Annotated in this window: 20 protein-coding genes; 11 read left to right on the forward strand and 9 right to left on the reverse strand. The window is 68.0% G+C overall.

Annotated elements, in window-relative coordinates:
- Positions 1 to 349 precede the first annotated feature (349 nt).
- From AB0M59_RS00060 to AB0M59_RS00085, 6 genes are all read right to left on the reverse strand, one after another.
- Positions 350 to 955: a hypothetical protein gene (locus AB0M59_RS00060; protein WP_364605923.1), complete on the reverse strand. Its 606-nt coding sequence runs from the start codon at positions 953 to 955 to the stop codon at positions 350 to 352.
- A 431-nt stretch (positions 956 to 1,386) separates the two neighbouring features.
- Entirely contained in the window at positions 1,387 to 1,848 is a 462-nt protein-coding gene (locus AB0M59_RS00065) for a glycoside hydrolase family 6 protein (RefSeq protein WP_364607081.1), read from the reverse strand.
- A 727-nt stretch (positions 1,849 to 2,575) separates the two neighbouring features.
- Positions 2,576 to 3,319 carry a hypothetical protein gene (locus AB0M59_RS00070; RefSeq protein WP_364605926.1) on the reverse strand — a complete coding sequence of 248 codons (744 nt, stop codon included), beginning with the start codon at positions 3,317 to 3,319 and terminating at the stop codon, positions 2,576 to 2,578.
- Between the two features lie 193 nt (positions 3,320 to 3,512).
- The gene (locus AB0M59_RS00075; protein ID WP_364605929.1) at positions 3,513 to 3,659 is read right to left on the reverse strand and encodes a hypothetical protein; all 147 of its coding nucleotides are present in this window, start codon (positions 3,657 to 3,659) and stop codon (positions 3,513 to 3,515) included.
- A 190-nt stretch (positions 3,660 to 3,849) separates the two neighbouring features.
- A complete protein-coding gene (locus AB0M59_RS00080) occupies positions 3,850 to 4,704 on the reverse strand; it encodes an alpha/beta hydrolase-fold protein (RefSeq protein WP_364605932.1) in 855 nt (284 codons plus the stop codon).
- Positions 4,701 to 5,927, reverse strand: coding sequence for an amidohydrolase family protein (locus AB0M59_RS00085; RefSeq protein ID WP_364605935.1), 1,227 nt, complete (start codon positions 5,925 to 5,927; stop codon positions 4,701 to 4,703). The genes AB0M59_RS00080 and AB0M59_RS00085 overlap by 4 nt, the downstream gene beginning before the upstream one ends.
- 87 nt (positions 5,928 to 6,014) lie before the next feature.
- On the opposite strand from AB0M59_RS00085, the gene AB0M59_RS00090 reads away from it, so the two are divergent.
- From AB0M59_RS00090 to AB0M59_RS00105, 4 genes are all read left to right on the forward strand, one after another.
- Positions 6,015 to 6,611, forward strand: a complete 597-nt coding sequence (locus AB0M59_RS00090; protein WP_364607084.1) for a TetR/AcrR family transcriptional regulator — start codon at positions 6,015 to 6,017, stop codon at positions 6,609 to 6,611.
- A gap of 479 nt (positions 6,612 to 7,090) precedes the next feature.
- Entirely contained in the window at positions 7,091 to 7,684 is a 594-nt protein-coding gene (locus AB0M59_RS00095; RefSeq protein WP_364605937.1) for a TetR/AcrR family transcriptional regulator, read from the forward strand.
- A 98-nt stretch (positions 7,685 to 7,782) separates the two neighbouring features.
- Entirely contained in the window at positions 7,783 to 8,637 is an 855-nt protein-coding gene (locus tag AB0M59_RS00100; RefSeq protein ID WP_364605940.1) for an NAD(P)H-binding protein, read from the forward strand.
- Between the two features lie 952 nt (positions 8,638 to 9,589).
- Positions 9,590 to 10,375: an AfsR/SARP family transcriptional regulator gene (locus AB0M59_RS00105; protein WP_364605943.1), complete on the forward strand. Its 786-nt coding sequence runs from the start codon at positions 9,590 to 9,592 to the stop codon at positions 10,373 to 10,375.
- Between the two features lie 117 nt (positions 10,376 to 10,492).
- Here AB0M59_RS00105 and AB0M59_RS00110 read toward each other — a convergent pair whose 3' ends face one another.
- Entirely contained in the window at positions 10,493 to 10,888 is a 396-nt protein-coding gene (locus AB0M59_RS00110; protein ID WP_284746770.1) for a lipocalin-like domain-containing protein, read from the reverse strand.
- Between the two features lie 129 nt (positions 10,889 to 11,017).
- On the opposite strand from AB0M59_RS00110, the gene AB0M59_RS00115 reads away from it, so the two are divergent.
- From AB0M59_RS00115 to AB0M59_RS00125, 3 genes are read left to right on the forward strand one after another with little or no spacing between them, the layout of a single operon-like run.
- Positions 11,018 to 11,782 carry a cyclase family protein gene (locus AB0M59_RS00115; protein ID WP_364605946.1) on the forward strand — a complete coding sequence of 255 codons (765 nt, stop codon included), beginning with the start codon at positions 11,018 to 11,020 and terminating at the stop codon, positions 11,780 to 11,782.
- Positions 11,782 to 13,326 carry an acyl-CoA carboxylase subunit beta gene (locus AB0M59_RS00120; RefSeq protein ID WP_364605949.1) on the forward strand — a complete coding sequence of 515 codons (1,545 nt, stop codon included), beginning with the start codon at positions 11,782 to 11,784 and terminating at the stop codon, positions 13,324 to 13,326. The genes AB0M59_RS00115 and AB0M59_RS00120 overlap by 1 nt, the downstream gene beginning before the upstream one ends.
- A complete protein-coding gene (locus AB0M59_RS00125; RefSeq protein ID WP_364605952.1) occupies positions 13,323 to 13,490 on the forward strand; it encodes an acyl-CoA carboxylase subunit epsilon in 168 nt (55 codons plus the stop codon). The genes AB0M59_RS00120 and AB0M59_RS00125 overlap by 4 nt, the downstream gene beginning before the upstream one ends.
- A gap of 43 nt (positions 13,491 to 13,533) precedes the next feature.
- Here AB0M59_RS00125 and AB0M59_RS00130 read toward each other — a convergent pair whose 3' ends face one another.
- Both AB0M59_RS00130 and AB0M59_RS00135 read right to left on the reverse strand, forming a co-directional pair.
- Positions 13,534 to 14,067, reverse strand: a complete 534-nt coding sequence (locus tag AB0M59_RS00130; RefSeq protein ID WP_364605955.1) for an NAD(P)H-dependent oxidoreductase — start codon at positions 14,065 to 14,067, stop codon at positions 13,534 to 13,536.
- Positions 14,068 to 14,148: 81 nt separating this feature from the next.
- Positions 14,149 to 14,550: a group 1 truncated hemoglobin gene (locus AB0M59_RS00135; RefSeq protein WP_364605958.1), complete on the reverse strand. Its 402-nt coding sequence runs from the start codon at positions 14,548 to 14,550 to the stop codon at positions 14,149 to 14,151.
- 92 nt (positions 14,551 to 14,642) lie between these two features.
- On the opposite strand from AB0M59_RS00135, the gene AB0M59_RS00140 reads away from it, so the two are divergent.
- From AB0M59_RS00140 to AB0M59_RS00155, 4 genes are read left to right on the forward strand one after another with little or no spacing between them, the layout of a single operon-like run.
- Positions 14,643 to 15,530, forward strand: coding sequence for an aromatase/cyclase (locus AB0M59_RS00140; protein ID WP_364605961.1), 888 nt, complete (start codon positions 14,643 to 14,645; stop codon positions 15,528 to 15,530).
- Complete coding sequence (locus AB0M59_RS00145) at positions 15,527 to 16,537, forward strand: methyltransferase (RefSeq protein ID WP_364605964.1); 1,011 nt, start codon at positions 15,527 to 15,529, stop codon at positions 16,535 to 16,537. The genes AB0M59_RS00140 and AB0M59_RS00145 overlap by 4 nt, the downstream gene beginning before the upstream one ends.
- Before the next feature lie 5 nt (positions 16,538 to 16,542).
- On the forward strand, positions 16,543 to 16,929 hold the full coding sequence (locus AB0M59_RS00150; RefSeq protein ID WP_364605967.1) for an SCP2 sterol-binding domain-containing protein: 387 nt from the start codon (positions 16,543 to 16,545) through the stop codon (positions 16,927 to 16,929).
- Complete coding sequence (locus AB0M59_RS00155) at positions 16,926 to 17,258, forward strand: hypothetical protein (RefSeq protein ID WP_364605970.1); 333 nt, start codon at positions 16,926 to 16,928, stop codon at positions 17,256 to 17,258. The genes AB0M59_RS00150 and AB0M59_RS00155 overlap by 4 nt, the downstream gene beginning before the upstream one ends.

A 17,258-nucleotide genomic window follows, 5' to 3' on the forward strand; every position in this document is an offset into this window, starting at 1 on the left:
CGGACCCGGTCCGCCGAGCATGACCTGACCCATTGAGGAAGCCGAAAAGTTCTTCACCACGGACGCGGCCCGGCTGATCGAGGCCGGCTTCGAAGTGCAGTACCTGGCACCTGCGACGGCCGGCGCGGTGGTGGCTTTCCGTCCGCAACACGCCGCCGAGCAGGTCGTCACCCGCAGCCCGGCTGGGCCGCGACGAGTTGGCCGGGTTCCGCTGGTCGATCGCGGGTGGGCGACAACGAGTTCGGCGAGGAAGAGTCGGCCAAGCTCGTCGCGGCGAAGACCCCGCTGGTGCGGCTGCGGAGCGGTGGATCAGCTTCGACGCCGACCTGGCTCCGCACGGGGCTCGAGTTCATGCGTCGCGACCCGCGCCGGCTCGCCCACCGCGGCCGAACTGCTGGAGGTCGTCCGCGGTGGACAGAGGACGGCAGGGCGAGGGAGAGAGCGCCGTCCGTCGCCCTGTAGGCCCGCCCGGCGTCGGCCCAAGAGTGGCTACCCAGTCGTTGCCGTTGGTGTGGACCTTGGCCAGCCGGACCAGGCGAGAAGCTCGAAATGGCTGCCGACTTATTCCACGGGATGTTCGCTCGACCTGGTAGTTCCCAGGTGTCCAGCCGTCGCGGGCCGGGAGGCCGGGTGCTGCTTCGCGGGGCAGACTGGCGAAGGAGGTCGTCGGCGGGTAGGCGTCGAAGAAACTCGGCGCCCAGATTGACGTGGTAGGTGTCGTGACCGCCGTCCGGTCGGTCGCCGTCACCGTGACGACCACGAGCAGGGGGTCGACCGCGGTGAACGCCCAGTCGCGTTCGCGGGCCTGCGTGCTCCCGGTCACCTTGACCACGTGCTGGGCGAACTCGGCGGCGGCGACCTCCTCGCCGGCGGCACCTGCGAGGTCACCGTCAAGCTCCGCTGGGGGGTTGCCGACGAAGGACCAGTGCAGGTTCGGGCATAGCCCACCGTGCAAGTATCGCCCGTGCCACAGAGCCGCGAACGGGAACGGGTCCTCACCCTGCCACGGCCTATGAGCCGGTCGAGCGGCTGCAGGGTGAGTTGGAAGTCCGCATACATCCGTGCGATGATCGACTAGACGTTAGTCGAGAGCGGCGCCCGCGGTTGGAGTCGTTCGCCGTTGTCCTTGGTATCCACGGTGATAACGCGGCGGTGCCGGTCGTCGGCTTCCGCCTCGCTTTACGCCCCCGGCGCCCATCTCTCAAGCAGGCAACTGCAGATGTGTGGGTAGTGTGCAAGTCGCCCCTCGGATGTTTCTCCCATCCCGATCGTCGGGTCGAAAGGCGCTCGTCTACTGGCGGGTCCCTTTGCAGGTAATGCGAAGGCCGCCCTCGTCTCCTAGTCAGGCTGGGTGCTTGCTTCGGTCTCAGCTTGGCGTTGGCGTCGTCAGGGCGAGGCCGAGACTCGGGTCGAACGTGCCGGTGGGGCTTTCGTTGCGATACCGCAGGAGCCGTCGGACACGCCCGGAGTGGTGAGCCACAGGTTCTGCGCCTGACTTGGGTCGGCGCTGAGGGTGCTGTACGGGCCGACTCGGGCGCCGGCGGGATTGCAGCTGCCTTGCGCGGTGCCGCCGTTGCGGCTGGTGTCGACGAGGAACAGCAGGTCGTCGCGGCCGGTCGAAGACCGGAGGCCGGTGCGGATGGTTGCGGCGGTGGCCGCGATCTCGCGGTCTGGTGTGTAGCCGCCGATGTTGAGGGTGAAGCCGAGGGTGTCGCGGACGTCGGCGGCGCCGAGCAGGGTGATCGCGTCCTGCGGAGCTGTGCCAGTGGCGTCGAGCAGCAGGAGGGTGGTGGGGAGCGGAGGGTGCGGACGCCATCGGCGAGCAAGGCTGCGCGGATGTTCGGGCAGTCACGGCCGCCTCGGACGACGATCAGCGCGGGAACGCCCGCGATTCCGCGTGCGAGCGCGTCGAACCAGCGGTGGCGGGCCTCGGGAGCGCAGGAGCCCGCGCTGTCGCTTTCGGCGAGAATGACGGGTTTTGTGTGGTTCGCGGCCGCCGCCTTGCCGTACCGCCTGGCCTCGGCGGTGACCTGGTCGTTCGGTCCGGCGATCGGGTGGCCGACGACGTGGCCGGCGATGCGTCTCGGACGACAGCCGTCGCGGGATCCGATGGAGCTGCTGTGCGCAACCAACCGGCCGCAACGTTGTCGGGGGTCGGTGTAGAAGCGGGTCTCGCTCAGCAGCGGTTTCGGGATGGATGTACCGCGCGGGTCATGGGTACCGGCGGGCGCTTGACAGGAAGCCAGGAGGAGGAGGAGGAGCGCAAGTAGCAGAGCGAAGCGGCGGACGGCCCGGTGACCGCGCCGGATCCCGGTCATTCGGTCCCTCCGGTTGCTTCCGCGTGGAAGGGGCCGGTGGCTTCCCAAGCGATACGGTAGCCGCGGAACTCGGCGGGACGGCCCTCTGTCGACTCGCCTCGCGCGACGGCGAGCCAGATGAGTCACTCGCCATCGCGAAAGGTGAACCCGCCGCCCTGCAGGTCGGCGTCACGATGGACGAGTTCGCGCAGAGCGGCCTGGTCGGCCTGACCGGGCGGATCGGCCATCGGGTCGGGTGTCATGGTTCCCTTCGCTGGTCAGCCTTCGCCGACGACGCCTTCGGTCACGATCGTCGACACGTTCCTGAGGGTATCCAACACCGAGTGGTAGACGGTGTCATCGTCCATGAACCCGATCAGGTCGTCATCGCGCATACCGAGCGTGCGCTTGATGACGTTGGTGTAGATGCTGTTCAGGGCGTCCGTCTCCGCTTGGTACATGTGTATTTCCCCGCCGCTGATGGCCAGTGCTGTGTCGTCGAGGTGTTCTTGAGTGACGACGTACGAGGGGTCCCGAGGATTGACCATGACTGTCTCGACGAAGTTGCGGTACTTGTCGTAGAGGCTTCGAGCGCCGGCTTTTTCGCTGGCAGACGTCGGAGAGGCCTGGCTCCGGGTCGTCACGGTTTCGGCGTTCAGGTAGAAGAGGTGCGTGGGGAGGCTGCCCAGCCTGGTCTGGGCGAGGAAGTTGTCGCGGATGTTGTCGGCGAGCGGTATGTCGTTGTTGACCGGCAGCCCGTACATCGTGCCGACCGAGTCGAAGGTGCCGCAGTTGCTGTTCGGAACGTTCTCGAGGATGACCTGCGTGATGCCGTCACCACCGAGTCGGACCAGTGACCCGGAATCACCGCCCCAGCCCATGCGTTCGGTGGCGATCAGGTTGTCGAAGCTGTAGCTGAGGTTGGACGCGGAGATGTGGACTTTCGTGGAGTCCATGACGTTGACGATCTGGGTCGAGCTGTACCCGGTCCGCGCACCGACCTTCTCGATCGGGTCGAACATCTGGTAGCCGGTGACGTCGGTGGTGCTGTCGGGAACCATCATCGAGACGCCGAACCGGTCGGTTTCGTGCGCCGCGTCGCGCGGGTGTCCGACCAGTACCCGTGGCAGGGACCTCGGCGGAGGTCGAGGCGCCGCGGGTGATGGCGAGCCGGTCGGGGTCGGGTAGCAGGGCCGGGTCTCGGTTCGCGGCAAGCTACGCGGCGATGCCGATGAGCTCGTCGGTGGTGATGTCGTCGCCGTGCTCGCGCACGAGCATCCCGAGCACGTCCTCACCCGGATCGGCTTGCGCCGCCACGACCAGCTCGGCCCAGTAGCTACTCAGCTCCTGGCCTGGCTGCATTCGCTCCTGCGGGGGCACCGCCAGGTCCATCAGGGTGGTGATGCGGTCTTGGAGCTCGGTAGCGCGAACGCCGTGACGAGATCAGCCGGCGGCCCTTTCTCCGCCATCGCGTCGACCTGCGCCTCGACGATCGCGGCTCCAGCCGCGTCATCCGGCGGATGGTGAACTCCGGGGTGAGGTACTCAGGCGCTTACCGGGCACGGCAGGTCCTGAGGTAGCTGAGGAACGACGCCTGCAGGCCGGTCACATGCGTCTCGCGCAGGACCGCGCTGGTGACGGCTCCGCCGCGGGCGGTCAGGCGATGCAGGACGGTGGCCGCGTTCTTCGCGAGGTTCTGGTAGACGGCCAGGTCTCCGAGAAGCTCTTGGTCGTTGACGGTCAGGTGGAGCTTGGCGGCAGGCAAGCTGTCGCCCATTTCTTCGAGCCGCGCGAAGATCTGACTGTCTTCACTGACGACACCGGGGCTGCCCGCTCCGATGCTCTCGAAGAGCGTGCTGCCGGTGAGCCACGTGTAGAGACTGAAGAGGCCGCCGTAGGAGTAGCCGAAGAGGCCGTGCCCGCTCGCGGCTGTGCCGTAGTCGCGTTCGATCCGCGGGTGCAGTTCCGCGGTGAGGAAGCCCAGGAACGCATCGGCGTGGGTTTCGTGCAGTTCGGCGAGGTAGGCGTCGGCTTCCTCGCGGGTCGTCCTGCCCGTCTGGATTCCCATCTCGACGGCGTCGATGAACTCCTGGGCGATGGGCTCGCCGGGCGGCACGAGATCTCGGTTGCGCAGCCGCGCCCAGTGCTGTGCTTCCTCGCCCGCATAGCCGACGCTGACCTGGATGTAGGGCTCGATCTGCTGCATGGGGTCCAGCTGGGTGACGATGAGCGGCGCCGTCATGCCCACGGCCCAGTTGCCGTCGAGCACGTACACGACAGGCGCTTGCGTCGTGGCGGGGTCGTAGCCCGGTGGCGTGGTGACCCAGACGCCGTAGTCGTGCCCTCCGCTGGAACGCAGCTCGAAATAGTCGGTGTCGGCGAGGCAGCCCTGCCACATGGTGCTCATCGAAGGTCCTTCACAACTCGGCCGGCCTGGAGAACGAGGACGGCATTGGCGGGATCGGCGAACAGCTCCGGGTCTTCGACCGGGTTGCCGTTCCACAACACGAGGTCTGCCTGCGCGCCGGGAGCGATGACACCGACTTGGCCGGACAGGCCGAGGATCTCGGCGTTGGTCTTGGTGGCCGCCACGAGAGCTTCCATCGGTGTTTCGAGCTTCGCGCGCAGCCTGAGCTCTTCGCCTCGGCGGTCCTGAGCCGGGCCGATGAGATCGGAACCCAGCCCGATCCGTACTCCGGCCTCCTTGGCGACCGCGAGCGCCTCGGTCATCCGCTCGCGGACACCCAGCACACGATCGCGGGTCGATTCGTCGAGGCCCGCTCCAGCGGTGTCGTGCAGCAGTTGCTCGACGACGGCGAACGTGGGCACCAGCGTGACCTCGCGAGTGGCCATCAGGGTGGCCGTGGATTCATCGAGGTCGGTGCCGTGTTCGACACAACGCACCCCGGCCTCGACCGCGTTCCGGATGCCGTCGTTGTTGTGGGCGTGAACCGTCACGTAGGTGCCCCGCGCCGCGGCTTCCTGGACAGCGACGGCGATCTCCTCGACGGTGAACTGGGTGTCGGTCAGCCGGTCGTGCGCGCCGACCACTCCGCCGGTCACGCAGAGCTTCAGGAAGGAGGCTCCGCGACGGAAGGCTTCGCGCACGTTGTGCCGCAGCTCGTCGGCGTTGCCGGACATCGTGGACAGGGCGCACAGGCCGGGTAGGTGGTGGCTGCTCCACAGCTCGGTGGGTTCCCAGTCGGCTCCGTAGTAGCCGTGCCCGCCGATCTGGCACTGAACCGGTCCGCACGACAGGACGCGCGGCCCCCTGACCTTGCCCTTCGCGATCGTGGTGACGAGGCCGCCGTCGACCCCGCCGGTGTCCCGGACGGTGGTGAAGCCGGCGTCGAGCGTCGCGCCGGCCGTGGCGAAGATGTCCGCCGCGAGCTCGGCGGCGCTGATCCGGAACGAGAACTGCGGCTGGATCGGGCTCGACAAGCCCAAGTGGACGTGAGCGTCGATCAGGCCGGGCGTCATCGTCAAGCCTCCGGCGTCGAGGCGCTCGCCGTGTGCGGCAGACGCACCGACCTGGGTGATATGCCCGTCTTCGATGCTGACGTCAACGTCGACTGGGTCGCGACCCGATCCGTCGACGACCGTCGCGCCGACCACTTGACACCGTCCCACGAGTCGTTCCCTCCACTGGCGCTGACTGCGACCATGTGTGAGCAACACAGCGCCGCAAGGTTCTTTTCCAATGGATAAACTGTGGGAGTGATCCTGTCAAGCACGGAACGCAACGGCGACGCCCGCGAGCGTCTCCTGGCCCGGCTTCTCGACGCCTTCGGGGAGGGCCTTCCCGCACCGGAGGTGTCGCTCCGTGAGATCGCCGCCCGGACCGGGACCAGTCACGCCCTCTTGCGATACCACTTCGGGTCGCTACCGGGCGTCTTGGCGGCCATGCTCAAGGCACAGCGCTCTCGGGACAACGAGGCCCTCGTCGAGGCCGCCCGGCAGGGCACCTTCGACGACCTCGTCATGGCGATCTGGCGGACCTACACCCGCCCGGAGCAGCTGTCGCGCGTCCGCGGCTTCTTCCACGTCGTAGGACTCGCCGCGTACAGCCCAGAGGACTTCCGTGAGTTCATCGACTCGCTCGACGACCTGACCAAGATGCTGGCCTCGCTCGCGGAACGCGAAGGGCTCGACACCGAGGAAGCGCTGACTCTGGCCACCGTCACCGTTGCCGCGATACGTGGCCTGCTCTTGCAGGAGGTTCTGACTCCACCAGCCCACTCGGAGGACGCGGTCGCCTTGATCCTGCGCATGAGCAGGGACCAATCCGTTCCACGGACACGCCCGGGGCCTTGAGCAGGTAGCCGCCCTTCGCCACCACAGGAGCCCTCTCGACGCCTACCTCTCGAACAGCGTCGGCGCCCGCTTCACCTTCTGCCCTGGGCCGCGGGCGCGGTGGTGGTCCTGCTTCGACGGCCTCTGCGAATTCCACCGCCATAATCGGGCGACGCGTGGCCGAATACGTCTGTTGAGTTAGGGGGACTCAAACCCCTGACATCCTCACAGTGAATGCGGTCGGCATCGTGGCTGTGCTCCAGATTTGCTCCACGTTGATTGGTGAGAGACCGTCGCCGGCGCCGAAGGCTGTGCGGGGCGATCGGTTCATTCGGCACGTGCTCTGCGTTCGGCTACGAGGCGACGACTCGCGGGCTGCCGCGACGCTGCCCTCGGAGAGTGGCCGGCACCTGCCTGACCAACTCGCGGTTGATCTGAGGCCGGCGCGGCGGTACTTTGATTACGTACCCGTTCCGTTTCGTAAATCTGGTGGAGGTGGCATGCCCGGCAGCGGGAACACAGAGCCTGCTCGGGGCCGGCCGCGCGATGCCGGCCGGGACCTGGCGATCTTCGACGCGACGCTGAAGCTGCTGGTCGAGGTCGGCTATGACCGGTTGTCCATCGAGTCGGTCGCGGCCGCAGCCGGGGTTGGCAAGCCCACGATCTACCGGCGCTACGCCGGCAAGGCCGAGCTGGTGGCCGCGGCGGTCGAGCACCGGGCAGCGAGCGTGCCGCCCGCAACTCCCACCGGCGATCTCCGGCAGGCCCTGCTGCAGACCGTGGGATGGTTGGCCGAGCAGATCGCCGAGCAGGAGATCGGGCTGCTCGGCGCGCTGTTCACCGGCATGCGCAGCGACCCGGACCTGGCGGCGGAGATGCGGCGGATCCGGCGACGCGACGAAGCGGCCATGACCGAGCACCCCTTCGGCGGCGTACGGGGGGAAAAGCTCATCCCGGGAGCAGCCGGCCTGTTCGCCGAGATCGTCCCGGCGCTCGTGGTGCACCGGCTCGTGTTCGTCGGAGAGCCGAGCGACCAAGGCTTCGTCGAGCACATCGTCGACGACATTCTGCTGCCGCTGCTCCAACGTCGATGAGCGGTGGAGCGTCCTGCTGTCCGGCCTGGCAGACGGCTGGATCCAGACCCGGGATCGGGCAGAGCGGTGCTGATCCCCTGATTTTGGAGGCAACAATCTTGATCGTCATCACCGGCGCGACCGGCGCCTTGGGCGGCGCCGCTCTCGAGCACCTGCTCAAGCGCGTCTCCGCGGACCGGATCGGCGTCAGCGCCCGCGATGTCGCCAAGGCGCAGCACTTCGCCGACCGCGGCGTGCGCGTACGGCGCGCCTCCTACGACGACCCGGCCGCACTACGTAATTCGTTCGAGGGTGCCGAGCAGGTACTGCTGGTGTCCCAGAACGATCCCGACGGCGACGGTATCGGCCTGCACCGCACCGCGATCGAGGCCGCGGTCGCCGCGGGCGCCCGGCGCATCCTGTACACCAGTCACCAGAACGTCCGCGGCGACAGCCCGTTCACTCCGGCGCACGAGCACGCCGCCACCGAAACATTGCTCGCCCAGTCGGGAGTCGCTTGGACCTCACTGCGCAACGGGTTTTACGCGCACAGTCTCGGCTGGCTCCTCGGCTCCTGGCAGCAGACCGGCGTCATCGCCGCACCGGCCGACGGCCCCGTCTCCTGGACCGACCGCGCCGATGCGGCCGAAGCCGCCGCGATCATCCTGACCGGACAGCAACCCCTCGACGGCCCCGTCACGCTCACCGCACGCCGCGCCGTCACCTTCGACGACATCGCCGACATCCTCACCGGACTCACCGGCCGCCGAATCACCCGAGTCGTCCTCGACGACGAGCAGTGGCTCGCCGACCGGATCGCCGCCGGCACACCCGAGCACATCGCCCGGATGCTGCTGTTGTTCTTCCACGCCGCCCGAAGCGGCCACTTCGCCGAAACCGACCCATTGCTGGCCGAACTCCTACGCCGCGAACCACGGCCGGTCGCCGACCTGCTCACCGACCCCAGTAGGTGATCCGGGCGTGGTGAGCTGCCCGGCCTGCGCCGGTCTTCACGGCAGGCATGACGAGCTGCTGATTTTCCCGAGCCGGAGACCGGCGGGTTTCCGCGTCGCCTCCTCAGTGCCAGTGTCGGTGTAGCAGGTCGAGACCGCGCTGGTGCTCAGCGTCGGCGGCGAGGTGGATCTCGTCAGCGCGCCCCAGCTCAGCGACGCGGTCACCGCGAGTGCCTGTACTTCGGCCCCTGCGGGCAGTGACGCCCGGGCGGCGCCAGGGGGTAGTCCGCCGCTGCGCATGGCGCTCGCGGGAAGTCGCCCGCCGCTCCGCACGTCACCCGCGGCAAGCACCCCGCCGCCGGACCGTCTGCCACCGCTCCCACCAGGCGCCACCGGCTTCCTCGGGAACCGGGCCAGGGCGGGCCGCGGGGCGGAAATCTGCGTACGTTGGCAGCGGAATGCGTGCCGCCGGCCGTATCGCCATTGACCAACGGGCCTGTGGCGGTGATAAATTTTCTGGACCAGTTCGCGCAGGTCAATGACCCTCGTCGCGTGTGTGAACAGCCGGTTCGCCATTCCTTAAAGGACATTTGGTTTTTCGCTGGTCGGCGCGCTGTGTAGTGCCCTTGACACCCACGGCGATCCTGTGCAACAGTCAGTTTCTGACAGATTCGCGTCACTCGAAGAAGGAAACTATCCGACAGGTCGCGGGATTACTGGGGCTTAGTAGCAATTACGGATTTCGATCAATTGCCGAGGCCGGTGGATAACCGCCTTGGTCGCGACTGGGGCAAGCAGCTTCGCGACGATCGCCCCTCGTGTCGTCCGCGGACGGATCCGTTGGCCCCTCGTTGAGCCGGAACATCATCATGCGTCGTGGCATCGGGGCCGCGACGATCGCCATCGCGGAGCGGGTGCGAGGACGCGCCACCGAGGCGATTCCGCCGATTTCCCTTGGGGGGATACACGCTTTATGTCTGAGGAGCAAATACAGATCAACGTGCTGGGGAAGCTCGAGGTCGCACCCGTCGCGCGGGTGCCCGCACCCGATCGGCGCCTCAAGATCACCGCGACCAAGCTGCGTCAGGTCCTGGTGCTGCTCGCCGTCAACGCGGGCACGACGGTGCGGACCGACCAGCTGATCGACGAACTGTGGCCGTCCGGTCCGCCGCAGACCGTCCGGACCATTGTGCAGACGTACGTGTACCAGTTGCGCAAGCTTTTCGCGCGGAGTTTCCGGGCGCCGGACGGCAAGGACCTGCTCAGCACCGACCCCGACGGCTACGTCTTGTCGGTGCCGCGCGAGAACATCGATCTGTTCCAGTTCCAGACCCTCATCGACGACGGCCGCGGCGCGTTGCGCGAGCAAAAATTCGGCTGCGCCGCGGAAATGCTGCGCCGGTCCCTCGAGCTGTGGCGCGGGCCGATACCCGCCGACGTGACGTCGGGGCCGCGGCTGCGCGGGCTGTCCGTCTTCCTGGAAGAACAGCGGCTGGAGGCCGTCTCGCTGCGCATCGAGGCCGATCTGGCCAGCGACCGGCACCTGGAGGTCGTGGGCGAACTCCGTTCACTGGTGGCCACCCATCCACTGCACGAGGTCTTCCACCTGCGGCTGATGCAGGCGCTGCACGGCTCCGGGCGGCGCGGCGAGGCGCTCTACGTCTATAGAGAGCTGCGGTCCACCCTCAACAATGAGCTCGGCCTCGAGCCCTCGCCCGAGGTGCGAAAGGTCCATCAGGAGATCCTGGTCGGCCGGTAGAGGGACATAAATGCCACATCGAGGGTCCTCAGGGCCTCTCGATGTGGCATTCACGTCTCGGGGACCGGCCGGGCGATGCCGCCGCCCGGGGGACGTGCGGCACCGGACCTGGCCGGGTCAGCAACGCTGCCAGTCCATGACGACCCAGTCGTGCGGACCGCCGAGCCGGCGCCGCAGGCTCAGCAGGCCGTCGGCCAGCGTGACCTCCCGGATCTGCTCGGTGTTCACGACCCGGGCGTGAGACCCGATGACGACGTCGTGCACGACCTCGCCGTCCCGTAGCCGCCAGCGACCCGAGTACCCGAGATAGTCGTCGGCCGAGCCGAGGTAGGTCGCGCCGTCGGCCGCGGGCTCGGTCCGCATCAGGCTGGCCGCCATGTAGCCGTCCGCGTGGTAGATCAGGATGCCGTCAGCCTTCTCGCCCATGGGGCCTTCGGCCACGGTGGCGTCGTCGTCGAGGTAGTAGTGGGCCACGAGCCGCCAGGCCCCGATGAGATCCGTGTCAGCCAGCATGTTCCCACGGTGGCGCAGCCGCCTCGAATGGCGCTCGAACGTGGGCGAAGGTAGAGCGCCGGTCGACTCGTCCTTGAGGCGGCGAGCCTAGCTTCGAGCGAAATCGCCAGTCGGAGGGAGACCACGATCGTGCGGCTCATCGATCTCAATGTGCCCACTGTGGACGGTCCGAGCGAGGCAACGGCGGTCGAGGTCAGCCTCCTCGACCACGCCGCGGCGCCTGCTGCGCTGGGCCTGCGGCCCGAGGACTTCCCGGAAGGGGAGGCGATCTCGAACGAGACGGTCACCCTGACCACCCACACCGGGACCCACATGGACGCCCCGCTGCACTACGGCCTGCGCAGCGGCGGGGAGCGGGCGGCCTCCATCGACGAAATCCCGCTGGAGTGGTGCTACGCGCCCGGCATCCGGCTCGACCTGCGGCACATCCCGCCCGGCGCCGCGATCAGCGTCGCCGACATCGAGGACGCGCTGGCCAAGATCCCGTACGAGCTCGTACCCGGCGACATCCCGCTGATCTGGACCGGCGCGGACCGGCTGTGGGGCACGGAGGCATACCGCACCGACCACCCCGGCATGACGCGCGAGTCCACCGCGTACCTCGTCGAGCGCGGTGCCAGGGTGATCGGCATCGACGCCTGGGGTTTCGACCGGCCGTTCGCCTCGATGGTGGGGGACTACCGCCGAGATGGCGACAACTCCGTGCTCTGGCCCGCTCACCTCTACGGCCGGGAGAAGCCCTACTGCCAACTGGAGAAGCTCGCCCACCTGGAAGAACTGCCCGCGGCCACGGGATTCACCGTGGCCTGCTTCCCCGCGAAACTCGCCGGGCTGGGCGCGGGGTGGACGCGTGTGGTCGCGATCGTGCACGAGTTGAACACCGAGGAACGGTGATGGGACAAGCGGAATCCGAGCTTTCCGAACTCCGCCTGCAGGTGCTGAACGGGCCGGGCGCGAAAGCCACCGAGACCCAGCACGCCAAGGGCAAGTTGACCGCGCGCGAGCGAATCGACCTGCTGCTCGACGAGGGATCGTTTCACGAGGTCGAGCCATTCCGCCGCCATCGCGCCACCGGGTTCGGGCTGGAGCACAAGCGGCCCCACACCGACGGCGTCGTCACCGGCTGGGGCACGGTCTTCGGCCGGACCGTCTTCTGCTACGCACACGATTTCCGGATCTTCGGCGGATCGCTCGGCGAGGCGCACGCGGACAAGATCCACAAGATCATGGACATGGCGCTGGCCGCGGGCGCGCCGCTGGTGTCGCTCAACGACGGTGCCGGCGCGCGCATCCAGGAGGGCGTCACCGCGCTGGCCGGCTACGGCGGGATCTTCCTGCGCAACAGCCGCGCCTCGGGCGTCATTCCGCAGATCAGCGTCATCCTAGGCCCGTGCGCGGGCGGGGCGGCGTACTCGCCCGCGTTGACCGACTTCGTGTTCATGGTGCGTGACATCTCGCAGATGTTCATCACCGGGCCCGACGTCGTGCGGGCGGTCACCGGAGCCGACGTCACGCACAACGAGCTCGGCGGCGCCGATGTGCACGCCGAGGTCTCCGGCGTCGCGGGTTTCGCCCATGACGACGAACGCACGTGTCTCGAGGAAGTCCGGTACCTGCTCTCGCTGCTGCCGTCGAACAATCGCGAGGAAGCGCCTGCCACGCCGGTGACCGATCCGGTCGACCGGCTCTGCCCGGCGCTGGCCGACCTGGTCCCCGTCGAGGGCAACAGACCCTACGACATGCGCCGGGTGATCACCGAGATCGTCGACGACGGCGACTGGCTCGAAGTGCACAGCCGCTTCGCCGCCAACGTGATCTGCGCGTTGTCACGGATCGGCGGGTCGGTCGTCGGGATCATCGCCAATCAACCATCCACATTGGCCGGATCGCTGGACATCGACGCGTCGGAGAAGGCCGCGCGGTTCGTCCAGTTCTGCGACGGGTTCAACATCCCGCTCGTCACGCTGCTGGACGTGCCCGGGTTCCTGCCCGGTGTCGCCCAGGAACACAACGGGATCATCCGGCGCGGCGCCAAACTGCTCTACGCCTACTGCACGGCCACTGTGCCGCGCATCCAGGTCATCCTGCGCAAGGCGTACGGCGGCGCTTACATCGTCATGGATTCCCGCTCGGTCGGCGCGGATCTGGCGTTCGCCTGGCCCGCCAACGAGGTCGCCGTGATGGGCGCGGAAGGCGCGGCGAATGTGCTCTTCCGCCGGGAAATCGCGGCTGCGGAGGACCCCGACGAGGTGCGCACGCAGAAGATCAAGGAATACCGCACCAAGCTGATGCACCCGTTCTACGCGGCTGAACGCGGACTCGTGGACGACGTCATCGAGCCGGCCGACACCCGCCGTGTCCTCGCGGAGTCGCTGGCGATGTTGCGCGGAAAGCACGCGGATCAGCCGTTCCGCAAGCACGGGAACCCGCCGCAGTGATCCGGATCCGGAAAGGCACGCCGACCGACGACGAACTGGCCGCGCTCACGCTCGTACTGACCGCGCTCGCGCGAACACCGGCCCCCGGGAAGGGACCGGTGTCGCGGGCACGGCCGGTGCCGTGGCGGGCGTATGTGTCACCGTCGAGCTGGCGGGGTCGCTAGTGTCCTGCGCCGGTTGGAACCGGCGCAGGACACTCACGAGTTCTTACGCCTCGAACAGCTCGTCGAGCATCGCCTTGGCCGCGCTTTCCAGGGTCTCGTCGGCTTGGAACGTTCCGCCGGAAACCCGCTGGAAGTGAAAGGGGATGGTCACGGTCTCGAACACCGGCCGCATCCGCAGCGGGAGCACGACCTGCTTGAGCTGCTGCACCGCGCGGGTGCCGCCGGCGACACCGCCGTAGGAAACGAAGCCGACCGGCTTGCCGTTCCACTCCTGGTGCAAGTAGTCGAGCGCGTTCTTGATCGTCGCGGGATAGCCGTGATTGTACTCCGGCGTGACGATCGCGAACGCGTCCGACGCCTCGACGATCGCGCTCCACCGGACCGTGTGTTCCTGCGTGTACTGCCTCAGTCGCGGGTGATTCGGCTCGTCCAGCAGTGGCAGGCCGATCTCCGCGAGATCCGCCACGGCGACGTCGAATCCGCCGTGCGCGCGGGCGCGCTCGGCGAACCACCCGGCGATCGGCAGCCCGGCCCGCCCGGGGCGGGTGGCGGCGATGATGACGGTCAACCTGGGCACAGTCGGTCCTTCCTCCCTGAGCGGACTCGTGGGTGTTGCGGCCGGTCAGAACCGGCCGCAACACCCACGAGTCTTTTGCCGTTACGCCGCCGAGCCGGCCCGGACGTCGTCGCGGACGCTCTCCAGCACCGCCATGAGTTCCTTGTGCTCCTGCTGCGGCACCCCGCAGTAGGTCATCACGGCGGCCGCCTCCCACAGCACCACGTCGAACTCGAAGTCGCTGACGGTCATCTCGGCGTGCGCGGTGCGCATGTCCGCGCCCGGGTACACCTTGGGGCCGCCGGTCTGCTCGATCATCCACGCGATGAGCGTGAACTTGAAGCCGGGCCGGCCCTTTTCGTTGTGCAGCCGCATCACGGCGGGATTCTGGTTGAGCGTGTCGTTGTCGTAGAGCCGGTCGCCGAGGACGTCGATGATGCGCGCGATGCCGAAGATGCCCCCGAGCCGCTCGAAGAGGGAAGGAACCTGTGGTGCGTCCGCCATGGATTCTCCTCGTCTGGTCCGTCGTTCCCGCCAGGCTTACGCCGTCGCGCTCGAACCGCGCTCAAGCGTGTTCCCGGGTTAGTCGCCCTTGAGTGCCGTTTGACCACAGACCACCAGCATCCGACGTCAGGGACACATCGCGACGCGGAGGGAAAACCATGATCGTACACACTCTTCTGTACCGTTTCCCGACGGAGGCCGAGGAGGGTGACATTCGTGATTTCTTCTCCGGCTTGCAGGTGCTGGCGGGCGAATCCGGGCTGGTGACGGACTTCGGTTGGCAGCAGCACGTGCTCCTGCCCGCGGACGAACACTCCAAGGGCATGACGGCGACGCACATCGCGCAGTTCTCCTGCGCCGACGTGCCGACGCTGCGGAAGTTCTCCGAATCCGCGCCGGTGCACGAGTTCATCTCGAAATGGCGCGGAAGGATCGAATACGACGCCGCGTACGCGAACCACGAAGTGTTGCTTTCCGACGGACAGAACGGGGATGCCATGTTCCACACCGAACACACCGTGACCGTGAACGCGAACGCCGACGTCGTCTACGAGGTGCTCGCCGACGTCGTCGGCTATGCGAAGCTCTTTCCGCCCACCGAAGCGGTGACGATGCTGGAGGAGACCGAGACGTACCAGATCGCGCGGCTCGTGGTGAACGTCAGCGGGCAGGTCCAGAGCTGGGTCTCCCGGCGCGATCTCGACCGTCCTGATCGGATGATCGCCTACCGCCAGCTGGAGAACGCCCCGATGGTGCAGCACATGAGCGGCGAGTGGCGGGCGCTTCCGCTCGGCGAAAACCGCACCCAGCTGATCATCACGCACGACTTCGCCGCCCGGCCGACTGACAAGGTGCCCAGCCAGGAGGAGGCGACCCGGCTGCTGCAGGCCGCGGTGGAGAACAACAGCCATGCCGACCTCGCCGCCGTGCGCGACGAGTCGGAGAAGCGTGCCCAGCGCGTCGGGAGCCCGGCCCGATGACTGTCGACTCACCTGTCACGGCCCTACGGGAGCTGTCGCTCGCGTCGGCCGCGTCGGCGTCGCTGCGGGCGGTCATCCGAGTAGGCGTCGCCGACGCGCTCGGAGACTCGCCCGTGCCGGTCGGCGAGCTGGCGAACACGCTGGGTGTCAACGCCGCGATCCTCGTACGGGTACTGCGGAATCTGCGCTGTTACGGCCTGTTCGACGAGACCGACGCGGGCATCGTGCACACGGCCACCTCGAAGCTGCTGCGCGAGGACCACCCGGAGCGCCTGAGGAACTGGGTGCTGTGGGTCACCGAGCCGTGGGTGTGGCAGCTGTGGCCGGACCTCGAACAGGCGCTGCGCACCGGGCGCGGGCACTTCGACGATCGCTTCGGCGAGGATTTCTTCACCCATCTGCACCAGGAATGGCCGGAGTCGACCGAGACGTTCAACCGGTCGCAGACCGAACTGAGCGTGCTGACGTCGGCGGCGATCGCGGACGCGCTGGACGTGGCCGACGTCAAGACCTTCGCCGACGTCGGCGGCGGCCGCGGGTACACGCTGGCGACGATCCTGGAGCGGCACCCCCACTTGCACGGCACGCTCGTCGACCTGCCCGCCGCGGTCGCGACGCCGGATCCGCGGCTGCGTCCCGACGGTGAGCTGGCTGCGCGGTCCCAGGTCGTCGCGGGCGACTGCCTGACAGAGATCCCTGTCGACGCCGATGTCTACCAGTTCAAGAGCATCCTCGAGTGGGACGACGAGCTGACGGTCAAGGCGCTGAGCAACGCCAGGCGCGCGGGACATCCCGGCAGCAGGGTGCTGGTCATCACGAACCTGATCGACGACAGCCCGGAGCCCCGCTACGCGACCGGCATCGACCTGCTGTTCCTGCTCAACACCAACGGAAAGCGGCACACCAAGGCCGGCGTGACCGCGCTCGCCGAGCGGGCGGGCCTGCGCGTCGAGGGCGTCACCCCGGCCGGGACGCTGCTGCACATCGTGGAAACCGTGATCCCATGACCGCGGTGAAGTTCTTGTCTGACGAGTATCTCGATGAACTCGGTGACCTCGTGCCCCCGGATCTGCCGGAGGTCCCGCACGTCAACGTCCGGCTGCAGTTCCACGCCACCGGCACCCCCGAGGGCGAGGTGGATTACCACCTGGTGGCCGAGCGCGGCGTGGTCGTCCAGGCCGGCCGCGGCCGGCTCGCGGACAGCGACCTGACGATCCGCGCGAGTTACCGCGATCTGCTGGCGTTCGAGTCGGGTGAGCTGCACGCCGCGACGGCGTTCGTCACCGGCCAGTTCGCGGTGACCGGGGACCGGGCGAAGGTGCTGGACCTGATGGTCGTGCTGCAGTCCGGGAACTACCAGCGGTTCATCGCGGATCTGTGGGCGAGGACGACATGGTGACGCACACGTTGATCCTGTCGTTTCCGGACGCGATGTCCGAACAGGAGCGTGAGCTGTTCTTCCAGGACGGCGCCGCGGTCGTGCTCGGCTCGGGCTTCGCGGAGTCCTACCACCACTGGCCGAACGTTTCCGCGCCGAGCGCGGTCGACGCGTCGACGTTCGCCGCGTCCGCGATGGTGCAGATCCGCTGTTCCGACGTCGAATCGCTGCGAAAGCTGTTCGCGCACCCGCCGCTGGGTGAGTACGCGAAGCGGTGGCGCAGCGAGTATCCCCTCCGGGTGGTCGCGATCAACACCGTCGGCCCGCCCGTCGAATCCGACCCGAGGTGA

Source organism: Amycolatopsis sp. NPDC051371, from assembly GCF_040682155.1.
In the GTDB taxonomy this organism is placed as follows: Bacteria; Actinomycetota; Actinomycetes; order Mycobacteriales; family Pseudonocardiaceae; genus Amycolatopsis.

Excerpts from the sequence above, each read along its gene's own strand:
- AB0M59_RS00070 (WP_364605926.1), bottom strand. The coding sequence starts at position 3,319 with ATGTTCGACCCGATCGAGAAGGTCGGTGCGCGGACCGGGTACAGCTCG.
- AB0M59_RS00075 (WP_364605929.1), bottom strand. The coding sequence starts at position 3,659 with ATGCAGCCAGGCCAGGAGCTGAGTAGCTACTGGGCCGAGCTGGTCGTG.
- AB0M59_RS00080 (WP_364605932.1), bottom strand. The coding sequence starts at position 4,704 with ATGAGCACCATGTGGCAGGGCTGCCTCGCCGACACCGACTATTTCGAG.
- AB0M59_RS00095 (WP_364605937.1), top strand. The coding sequence starts at position 7,091 with ATGCCCGGCAGCGGGAACACAGAGCCTGCTCGGGGCCGGCCGCGCGAT.
- AB0M59_RS00105 (WP_364605943.1), top strand. The coding sequence starts at position 9,590 with ATGTCTGAGGAGCAAATACAGATCAACGTGCTGGGGAAGCTCGAGGTC.
- AB0M59_RS00110 (WP_284746770.1), bottom strand. The coding sequence starts at position 10,888 with ATGCTGGCTGACACGGATCTCATCGGGGCCTGGCGGCTCGTGGCCCAC.
- AB0M59_RS00120 (WP_364605949.1), top strand. The coding sequence starts at position 11,782 with ATGGGACAAGCGGAATCCGAGCTTTCCGAACTCCGCCTGCAGGTGCTG.
- AB0M59_RS00135 (WP_364605958.1), bottom strand. The coding sequence starts at position 14,550 with ATGGCGGACGCACCACAGGTTCCTTCCCTCTTCGAGCGGCTCGGGGGC.
- AB0M59_RS00145 (WP_364605964.1), top strand. The coding sequence starts at position 15,527 with ATGACTGTCGACTCACCTGTCACGGCCCTACGGGAGCTGTCGCTCGCG.